The organism is Xanthomonas vasicola (assembly GCF_000772705.2).
GTDB lineage: Bacteria > Pseudomonadota > Gammaproteobacteria > Xanthomonadales > Xanthomonadaceae > Xanthomonas > Xanthomonas vasicola.
Genome location: NZ_JSBW02000075.1, coordinates 1 through 8881, shown reverse-complemented (window position 1 = coordinate 8881; position 8881 = coordinate 1). Strand labels below are relative to the sequence as shown.

Annotated in this window: 10 protein-coding genes and 1 pseudogene; 6 read left to right on the top strand and 5 right to left on the bottom strand. The window is 63.0% G+C overall.

Annotation, left to right across the window (positions count from 1 at the left end):
• Window positions 1–130: 130 nt before the first annotated feature.
• The 4 genes and pseudogenes from NX05_RS25045 to NX05_RS24570 all read left to right on the top strand — a co-directional run bounded on the left by NX05_RS25045 (window position 131) and on the right by NX05_RS24570 (window position 2070).
• Entirely contained in the window at window positions 131–538 is a 408-nt protein-coding gene (locus tag NX05_RS25045; protein WP_039432650.1) for a LodA/GoxA family CTQ-dependent oxidase, read from the top strand.
• Between the two features lie 55 nt (window positions 539–593).
• Window positions 594–761, top strand: coding sequence for a hypothetical protein (locus tag NX05_RS25040; protein WP_230597569.1), 168 nt, complete (start codon window positions 594–596; stop codon window positions 759–761).
• A gap of 228 nt (window positions 762–989) precedes the next feature.
• Window positions 990–1606: pseudogene (locus NX05_RS25030) on the top strand (phophatidylserine decarboxylase associated domain-containing protein); the annotation flags it as partial.
• A 71-nt stretch (window positions 1607–1677) separates the two neighbouring features.
• Window positions 1678–2070: a phosphatidylserine decarboxylase gene (locus tag NX05_RS24570; protein ID WP_207895309.1), complete on the top strand. Its 393-nt coding sequence runs from the start codon at window positions 1678–1680 to the stop codon at window positions 2068–2070.
• Window positions 2071–2152: 82 nt separating this feature from the next.
• On the opposite strand, the gene ggt is transcribed toward NX05_RS24570, so the two are convergent.
• The 5 genes from ggt to rsmD form a co-directional block, all read right to left on the bottom strand.
• Window positions 2153–3931: a gamma-glutamyltransferase gene (gene ggt, locus NX05_RS18510; protein WP_039432647.1), complete on the bottom strand. Its 1779-nt coding sequence runs from the start codon at window positions 3929–3931 to the stop codon at window positions 2153–2155.
• Window positions 3928–4212 carry a YfhL family 4Fe-4S dicluster ferredoxin gene (locus tag NX05_RS18505; RefSeq protein WP_003489796.1) on the bottom strand — a complete coding sequence of 95 codons (285 nt, stop codon included), beginning with the start codon at window positions 4210–4212 and terminating at the stop codon, window positions 3928–3930. The genes ggt and NX05_RS18505 overlap by 4 nt, the downstream gene beginning before the upstream one ends.
• 231 nt (window positions 4213–4443) lie before the next feature.
• Window positions 4444–4941, bottom strand: a complete 498-nt coding sequence (locus NX05_RS18500; protein ID WP_039432644.1) for a hypothetical protein — start codon at window positions 4939–4941, stop codon at window positions 4444–4446.
• A 46-nt stretch (window positions 4942–4987) separates the two neighbouring features.
• Entirely contained in the window at window positions 4988–5494 is a 507-nt protein-coding gene (gene coaD, locus NX05_RS18495; protein WP_010372369.1) for a pantetheine-phosphate adenylyltransferase, read from the bottom strand.
• Window positions 5491–6147 carry a 16S rRNA (guanine(966)-N(2))-methyltransferase RsmD gene (gene rsmD, locus NX05_RS18490; protein ID WP_172645686.1) on the bottom strand — a complete coding sequence of 219 codons (657 nt, stop codon included), beginning with the start codon at window positions 6145–6147 and terminating at the stop codon, window positions 5491–5493. Before rsmD ends, coaD begins: the two co-directional genes overlap by 4 nt.
• A gap of 50 nt (window positions 6148–6197) precedes the next feature.
• On the opposite strand from rsmD, the gene NX05_RS24270 reads away from it, so the two are divergent.
• The gene (locus NX05_RS24270; protein WP_162231369.1) at window positions 6198–6362 is read left to right on the top strand and encodes a hypothetical protein; all 165 of its coding nucleotides are present in this window, start codon (window positions 6198–6200) and stop codon (window positions 6360–6362) included.
• Window positions 6352–8256 carry a molecular chaperone HtpG gene (gene htpG / locus NX05_RS18485; protein WP_039432640.1) on the top strand — a complete coding sequence of 635 codons (1905 nt, stop codon included), beginning with the start codon at window positions 6352–6354 and terminating at the stop codon, window positions 8254–8256. Before NX05_RS24270 ends, htpG begins: the two co-directional genes overlap by 11 nt.
• Window positions 8257–8881: the final 625 nt, after the last annotated feature.

Below are 8881 nucleotides of genomic sequence, written 5' to 3'. Positions count from 1 at the left end.
CCGCCCACCCTGTAACCCAGGCAACACCCCGCAAACGGCCGAAACCGGCAAAAAATCGGCGATTTGAGCGCCCTCAGCGCGGCGGATGCGGTTGCTTCGTTTTCCGGTCGCGTTGATCAGACCATCCCTAATGGAAAACTTTCGTATCCATGCCGCCATCGGCATCGCGCGGGTGGGCAATAGTAACGAGCATGTCATCGCGCCAGAGAGCATGACCGGCGCTCCGCTTTCCGGCGCATCGGATGTGACCGGAGGCCTGCCGATCCGGGCCGGGACCGAGTCGGAACCGGTGCGCAGTTCCGATCTGCGCGATATCCACGGCGCACTCAAACGACATGCCGCCCGTTTCCGCATCTTTGCGTATCCGGACCTGGCCGAAAAACGCTGGCCGCGGGGCGGCGGCCAGGAAATCGTCATCGGCTCGACGGTCGGCGACAACACCGTCATCGATATCGTGTGGACCGTGCACGTGGCCAACAAAAAAAACCACTACCTTCATCCTCCCCGAAGCCGGGCGCCAGCGCATCGCAAGCTATAGCGACGGTCACCTGCCGCCGATCCGCAACCCCAGCATCGACAAACCTCATGCGGCATTGACCACCGATCGCGATCTGTCCGATGACTACGCCACTGCGGTGCAGGCGCGTTTTTCCGAATATCTGATCAACCGCAATCATTTCGACGACCTCGAACGCCGTTGGCCGGACTCTGCGTTCTGGGCACGCCGCCAAGCCCGGCTCGACCTGGCAGCCGTGGCCTGACGCCACCGACCCGCCGCAGCTGTGAGAGACCTACGACAACCAACTTGCATTGCCATATCGCCCACCGGGTCGGCCAGTGGCTGCCCAGCGATCAGCGCGTTCTGGATGACTGGCTGAACGCGCTGGTACGCGAGGTCGACGCCGACACGCTGAAAAGCCTCTCCGCGGCCGTTGCATCCGGTCATCGAGGATTTCAAGGCACTGATCGAAGGCGATGCGCAGATCTACATGCTGTTCCATCAGATGTTCGAGCAGGTACCGCACAGACAGCCCTGCAACCGGTATCCAACCGGCAAGCCGCAGGTCCGCGATTATCACCTGATGCTGAAATTGTTCGACGCCATCATGACGCGTGCGCCGGAGTTCAATCAGACCGGCCTTGTGGGTTTCCCGATCAATGCAATCTCGATTGGCCGATGGGCACCGGGAGCGGCGCCAGCGCGTTCTTGAACGAAAAGGTCAACGCGGCATTTCGCGCGATGCTCAACGAGTGGGCACGTTTTCTGGCCTCGCCGGATTCAACCTACGTGCTCAACAGCGATCCGGTCAGCGGCTGGTTCGGCCGCGCTGCAAAGACTGCCATGCCTGACTTCGCAACCAACCTCATCTGCGAGCCCACTGCGCCCCATTACGGATTCACCTCCTGGGACGATTTCTTTACCCGCCGCTTTCGGCCCGGCGTCCGTCCGTTCGACGCGCCCGACGACGATGCGGTCATCGTCAACGCTTGCGAATCCGCGCCCTACCGGCTGGCACACGGCGTGCAATTGCGCGACCGTTTCTGGATCAAGGCGCAGCCATACTCGCTCGACCACATGCTTGCGCACGATGCATATGTCGAACAGTTTGTGGGGGGGGGGCAGCGTCTATCAGGCATTTTTTGGATGCACTCAGCTATCACCGCTAGCATAGTCCGGTGTCCGGTCGCATCGTCAAGACGCATCTACAACCTGGAACCTACTACGCACAAGCGCTTGCCGAAGGTTTCGATTCGGCCGGGCCCAACTCCGCGCAGGCCTACATCATCGAGATCGCCACGCGCGCGATGATCTACATCCAGGCCGACAATCCGGCCATCGGCGTGATGTGCTTCATGGCGGTGGGCATGGCCGAGGTCCCCACGTGCGAGCTCGGCGTCTACAAGGGGCACTACGTCAGAAAAGGCGATCCGCTCGGCATGTTCCACTTCGGCGGATCGACCCATTGCCTGATATTTCGATCAGGCATGCGCCTGACATTCGATCTCCATGGGCAGACCACCGGTTTGAACGCAAAAACATTCGGGTCAACGCAGGCATCGCTCGCGTGATCGCGTAAAAAAAGCGAGGCACACCGGTGTGCACCTCGCTGTTTGTCCATCGCAGACGCAAGTCTGCGACGTCGTCTCTCACTCAGCGCGCCGCTGCATCCAACTGCACTTGCGCCTTGCCCACCGGGTTGCGCGGGTCGCTGCCGCCGCTGAGCACGTTGCGGCGCTTGTCCCATTCCACTGTTTGCAGGTTGCCCCACACGTGGCTGGAGCCGCGGCCGCCTTCGGCGGTGTCGCCGGGCAGTTTGAGTGCGTGTCCCATCGCTTGCAGGCCCTTGACAGTCTGCGGGGAGAACGCGTCGGTTTCGGCCTCGATCACGTCCGGAAGCCATTGGTGGTGATAGCGCGGCAACGCGCTGACTGCTTGCGCATCCAGGCCGGCGTCGTACCCCAGGATACCGAGCAGCACCATGGTGATGATGCGGCTACCGCCCGGGGTGCCGAGCACGATCGCCTTGTCGGCCGATTCCATGAAGGTCGGCGTCATCGAGCTGAGCATGCGCTTGCCCGGCTTCGGCGCGTTGGCGGCGTAGCCCATCACGCCGAACGCATTCGGGGTGCCGGGCTTGAGCGCGAAGTCGTCCATCTCGTTGTTGAGCAGCACGCCGGTGCCCTTGGGAATTAGCCCCGAGCCGTACAGCAGGTTGACCGTCTGGGTGGCGCCGACGCGGTTGCCTTCCCCATCGATGATGGAAAAGTGCGTGGTCTCGTCGTCTTCCAAAGGCGTGGGGTTGCCCGACAGCAGATCGCTGGGCGTGGCCTTGTCCGGGTTGATGGTGGCACGCAGGCCTTGCGCGTAATCCTTGCTGGTCAGCACGCGCTGCGGCACGTCCACAAAGTCCGGGTCGCCCAGGAAGAAGGTACGGTCGCGGTAAGCGCGGCGCATCGACTCCACCACCAGATGGGTGCGATGCAGGTCATCGAGTGTGTTCAAGTCCCAGCCTTCCAGAATCTGCAGCATCGCCGCCAGCGCAATACCACCGGACGACGGCGGCGGCGCGGTGGTGATCTTCCAGCCGCGGTAATCGAACTGGATCGGCGTGCGCTCCTTGACCCGGTACCCGGCCAGCTCGGCCGCCTTCCACTGGCCGCCCGCCTGCTTCACGCCGGCCAGCAGCTTCTTGGCAGTTTCGCCCTTGTAGAACCCGTCGAAGCCCTCGTCGCCGAGCAGCTGCAGCGTGTGCGCCAGCTCCGGCTGCTTGAAGGTTTCGCCTTCGGCGATGGGTTTGCCGCCGCGCAGATACACCTCGCGCGTGCCGGGGTAGCGCTCCATCACCTCGCGCCGCGAGGCATAACCCTTGGCCATGCGCGCGTATACGGGGAAGCCCTCGCTGGCAATGCGAATCGAAGGCGCCAGCGACTGCTTCAGTGGCAGGCGGCCATGTTTGGCAGCCAGTTCCACCAGTGCCGCGGGCAGGCCCGGGATGCCGGCCGACCATGGGCCGTTGACCGACCGATCGCGGTCCAGCTCGCCTTTCTTGTCGAGAAATTGCGCTTCGGTGGCCGACTCAGGCGCAGTTTCGCGCGCGTCCAGCATCACATCCTTGCCGGTCTTGGCATCGTGCAGCAGGAAGAAGCCACCGCCGCCAAGCCCTGAGCTGATCGGCTCAACCACCGCCAGCGTGGACGACACCGCCACCGCGGCATCGAAGGCATTGCCGCCTTCGCGCAGGATCTGCAGGCCGGCATCGGTGGCCAGGGCATGGCCGCTGGCAATCGCCGCGCCGGGCGGATGCGCGGCAACCGCTGCAGTAGTGACCGCTGCTGGCTTGGCGGCATCGGCGCACCAGGCGGTAGGCGCCAGTACCAAGGCCAGCAACAACAGGCCACGTGCGGAGAAAGCTCGGGACAAAGTGCTCACGGGGCGGGAGGCTCCTGTTCGTACAGTTCGGGATGATCGCGCTGCAGCTGCATCAGCTTGGCCAGCAATTGATCATGGGTTTCCGGAATGGCCGGATCCGGGTCGATGCATTCGACCGGGCACACCACCACGCATTGCGCTTCGTCGAAATGGCCCACGCACTCGGTGCAACGCGCCGGGTCGATGACGTAGATGGTTTCGCCCATCGAGATGGCCTGATTCGGGCACGCCGGCTCGCAGACGTCGCAATTGACGCAGAGCTCGTTGATTTTCAGAGACATATCGGCACTACGATGCGACGTGACACAGCGCGCTGCAATCGCAAGCGCTGGAACGCAATGTACTGCTGCAGCCGAGCGCAGATGGCGCGTAGCGACAGGTGGACAACGCCGTGGGCGCTGTCGGAGACCGGCCTGACACGGCCGGCTCCGGTGGAGTGCGAACTCAGCAGCATGGTGCGTTTCCACGCCGCAGCCGGATACGCCCTCCCGCGCATCCGGCCTGGTACGGCATTACTTGGCTTCAACGAAGATGTATTCCGCGCCCTTGGGCTGGACGATGGTCTGCACACGCGCGTTGTCGACCGCATTGCCGATGAACAGCACGCGCACACCCTTCATCGAGTCCGGTGCCACGTCCTTGAACGCTGCATCGATCAGGTCGGCCATCTTGCTAGACGCGGACGAACCGAAGGCCAGCATGTTGCCCGGCTGCACGCCGCGGGCAAGTGCGGTCTTGACGCTTTCCAGCTGACGCTCGTAGCTGCCGGCAAATTCGGCATCCGACTCCGGCGGCAAGTAGTACAGGAACGGGCTGTTGGTGGTGGTGCCCAGGTTCTGGCCAACCACTTCCTGCAGGTACTTCTTCCAGCCGGCGTTGTCGTCCTTGGCCGGTGCGGTCAACGCAGCCGGAGCGGCGGCAGCGGTCGGCGCCGGCGCTTCCTTCTTGCAGGCGGTGACCGCCAGAGCGGCGATCGAAGCGAGCGCCAGAGCGCGCATGGTGTGTTTCATGAAACTCCTCCCTTTGAAAGGCGTGTGGTGATGTAACTGCAACTGATCAAGCCTGCGCGCGGGATTCGCGCACCTGCCGCAAGGCCTCGACAACCGATGCCGGCACGAAGCCGGAAACATCCCCGCCCAGCCGCGCGATTTCGCGCACCAGCGAAGACGAAATGAAGCTGTACTGCTCGGCAGGGGTGAGAAACAGCGTTTCCACTTCCGGAATCAGATGGCGGTTCATGCTGGCCATCTGGAATTCGTATTCGAAGTCGGACACCGCGCGCAGGCCGCGCAGCAGCACGCCGGCGCCCATCTCGCGCACGAAATGGGCAAGCAGGGTATCGAAGCCGCGCACTTCCACATTGGTATGTGCCGCAAGCGCTTCCTGGGCCAGCGCCACGCGGCGTTCCAGCGACAGCGCCGGGCCCTTGGACGGGCTGTACGCCACGCCCACCACCACACGCTCGAACAATGGCGCGGCGCGATTCACCAGGTCGATATGACCGTTGGTGATCGGGTCGAAGGTACCGGGATAGACCGCAGTGCGGCTATTGGCAACGCTCATACGGAGACTACCGGGGTCGGATCGCTCTTCAGTGTAGCAGCGGCCCGGCGGTACAGCGCATAGCGCACCTCACGGGTGGCGCCCTCGCGGTGCAGGTGCCAGCCGGCCGGCAGCAGCGGCGCATCGGCGGGCGCTTCCAGGTACAGCCAGGCATCGGCGGCCACATGCGCGGGCAGGCGTTCCAGCACTGCCGGCCACAGGCAAGCGGCGAACGGCGGGTCGACGAACACGATGTCGGCCAGCGCTGCGGGCGCACGCTCCAGCCAGCGCACTGCGTCCTCCTGCAGCACCTGCACCTGCGTGGCGGCGTCCAGCCGGATCACGTGCTCGCGCAGCCGCTGCGCCAGGCCGGGGTCGCGTTCGATCAGGGTGGCATGCGCGGCGCCGCGCGACACCGCCTCCAGGCCCAGCGCGCCGGACCCCGCGAACAGATCCAGCACGCGCGCACCGGGCAGACGCGGCATCAGCCAGTTGAACACCGTTTCGCGCACACGGTCGCTGCTGGGGCGCAGGCCGGGCAAGCTGGGCACCGCCAGACGCGTATTGCGCCAGCGCCCGCCAACAATGCGCACCTGCCCTTCCGCGGCCCGCGGTACCGGCCGCTGCGGGCGGTTCATCGCCAGGCGCCTATCGACGGCAAGCGGGTGCAGCATGGCAGTAGCGCAGTTGGCGACATGGTTCGAAGCAAGACGAATGGCCGGCCATGATAGCGCCCGCATCGCTACAGCCACCCTGCCCCGCGCCGGCGGCGATGCACACCTCGATCGCGCAGGCCTGCCTTGAAAAATCGGCAGACGGCCGCATCCCCCAGGCCATCGGCCGCATTGCGGCCTGGACCACCACGGAGCACGACCCCAATGACCGTTGATACCGACAAGCAGACACTTGGCTTCCAAACCGAGGTCAAGCAGCTGCTGCAGCTGATGATCCATTCGTTGTACTCGAACAAGGAAATCTTCCTGCGCGAGCTGGTCTCCAATGCTGCCGACGCCGCCGATAAGCTGCGCTTCGAAGCCTTGGTCAAGCCCGAGCTGCTGGAAGGCAGTGGCGAGTTGCGCATCCGCGTCGACTACGACAAGGACGCGCGCACCGTCACCATCGACGACAACGGCATCGGCATGAGCCGCGAAGATGCGGTCTCGCACCTGGGCACGATTGCCAAGTCCGGCACCGCCGATTTCCTCAAGCACCTCAGTGGCGACCAGAAGAAGGACGCCAACCTGATCGGCCAGTTCGGCGTGGGCTTCTATAGCGCGTTCATCGTCGCCGACCAGGTCGATGTGTACTCGCGTCGCGCCGGTCTTCCGGCCAGCGAAGGCGTGCATTGGTCTTCGCGTGGTGAAGGCGAATTCGAAGTTGCCAGCGTCGACAAGCCCGAGCGCGGTACCCGCATCGTGTTGCACCTGAAGGACGGCGAAGACAGCTTCGCCGATGGCTGGACGCTGCGCGGCATCCTCAAGAAATACTCCGACCATATCGGCCTGCCGATCGAGATGCGCAAGGAACATTACGGCGAAGACGCCGACAAGCCAGCAGAGCCGGAGTGGGAAGCGGTCAACCGCGCTAGCGCCTTGTGGACGCGCCCCAAGTCCGAAATCAAGGACGAGGAATATCAGGAGTTCTATAAACACGTCGCCCACGACGTGGGCAACCCGCTGGCGTGGAGCCATAACAAGGTCGAAGGCAAGCTGGAATACACCTCGCTGCTGTTCGTGCCCGGCCGCGCGCCGTTCGACCTGTATCACCGCGATTCGGCCAAGGGCCTGAAGCTCTACGTGCAGCGCGTTTTCATCATGGACCAGGCCGAACAGTTCCTGCCGCTGTACCTGCGCTTCATCAAGGGCGTGGTGGATTCGTCGGACCTCTCGCTCAATGTCTCGCGCGAAATCCTGCAGTCCGGCCCGGTGGTCGATTCGATGAAGTCGGCGCTGACTAAGCGCTCGCTGGACATGCTGGAAAAGCTGGCCAAGGACAAGCCGGACGACTACGCCACGTTCTGGCGCAACTTCGGCCAGGCATTGAAGGAAGGCCCGGCCGAGGATTACGCAAACCGCGAAAAGATCGCCGGCCTGCTGCGATTCTCGTCCACGCACGACACCAGCGGCGCGCAGAGCGTGGGCCTGGCCGATTATGTTGGTCGCCTCGCCGAAGGCCAGGACAAGCTGTATTACCTCACCGGCGAAAGCTACGCGCAGATCAAGGACAGCCCGCATCTTGAGGTGTTCCGCAAGAAGGGCATCGAAGTGCTGCTGCTCACCGACCGCATCGACGAATGGCTGATGAGCTACCTCACCGAATTCGACGGCAAGTCGTTCGTGGACGTGGCCCGCGGCGACCTGGACCTGGGCAAGCTGGATTCAGAAGAAGACAAGAAGGCGCAGGAAGAAGTCGCTAAATCCAAGGAAGGCCTGGCCTCGCGCATCAAGGCAGCGCTGGGCGACGACGTGGCCGAAGTACGCGTCTCGCATCGCCTGACCGACTCCCCCGCGATCTTGGCCATCGGCCAAGGCGACCTGGGCCTGCAGATGCGCCAGCTGCTGGAAGCCAGCGGCCAGGCCGTACCGGAAAGCAAGCCGGTATTCGAATTCAACCCGGCCCACCCCCTGATCGAGAAACTGGATGCCGAACAGGATATGGACCGGTTTGGCGACTTGAGTCGCGTGTTGTTTGACCAAGCTGCGCTAGCGGCGGGGGATAGCCTGAAGGATCCGGCTGGCTACGTGCGGCGGTTGAATAAGTTGTTGCTGGAGTTGTCGGTGTAATCGATTATAACCACACAAGTAATGCAAAGACCGGCTAATCGCCGGTCTTTGCATATGAGCGCAATTATTGCTCTCATCAATAAAAAAGTGCGAGCCATTCACCATGACCATGCAAGGTGGTGGACGGGCAGCCATAAAGCTTTCACTATTGGCGCAGGCCACAAGGCCTTCGCGTGAGCAGTACTGATCAATTCTAGGAATAAGAACATTCAGCCACTTTCTGACGGGAGTGGAATGTTCTGCCGCGCTACTTTGGAGAAGGAGCCCCGACGGGTGGCGCGCGATGCATGCCAAGAGCAAACGCATCGTCATTGATGTGAAGTGTGCGAATAGATTTCTAGCAATCGCTTAGGGAACCTCTGAACAATTGCCGGACCAGCGAGAACGCTAGCAATCTGACCTAATCGCAACACTCGCAACTTGCGGAATCACTTACGTAATGCCTACAAGCTCAGGCGTCGATCAAAACCCGATGGAGGAGTTGTTCAGAGCTTCCTTAGTTGTCCCTGAAAAATCCCCTTCAAGCGCCCCGTGCCGTCTGTGACAGCGGCACGTGGCTAAAGGATGGCCATTCCATCGCCCGCATCCAGGCACGCAAAAACGCGATCCAGCGCAGCAGCCAGCG

What these genes read in the sequence shown, in the direction of transcription:
- NX05_RS25045 (WP_039432650.1), top strand. Translation starts at nt 131, where the DNA reads ATGGAAAACTTTCGTATCCATGCCGCCATCGGCATCGCGCGGGTGGGC.
- NX05_RS18505 (WP_003489796.1), bottom strand. Translation starts at nt 4,212, where the DNA reads ATGTCTCTGAAAATCAACGAGCTCTGCGTCAATTGCGACGTCTGCGAG.
- NX05_RS18500 (WP_039432644.1), bottom strand. Translation starts at nt 4,941, where the DNA reads ATGAAACACACCATGCGCGCTCTGGCGCTCGCTTCGATCGCCGCTCTG.
- coaD (WP_010372369.1), bottom strand. Translation starts at nt 5,494, where the DNA reads ATGAGCGTTGCCAATAGCCGCACTGCGGTCTATCCCGGTACCTTCGAC.
- rsmD (WP_172645686.1), bottom strand. Translation starts at nt 6,147, where the DNA reads ATGCTGCACCCGCTTGCCGTCGATAGGCGCCTGGCGATGAACCGCCCG.
- NX05_RS24270 (WP_162231369.1), top strand. Translation starts at nt 6,198, where the DNA reads ATGATAGCGCCCGCATCGCTACAGCCACCCTGCCCCGCGCCGGCGGCG.
- htpG (WP_039432640.1), top strand. Translation starts at nt 6,352, where the DNA reads ATGACCGTTGATACCGACAAGCAGACACTTGGCTTCCAAACCGAGGTC.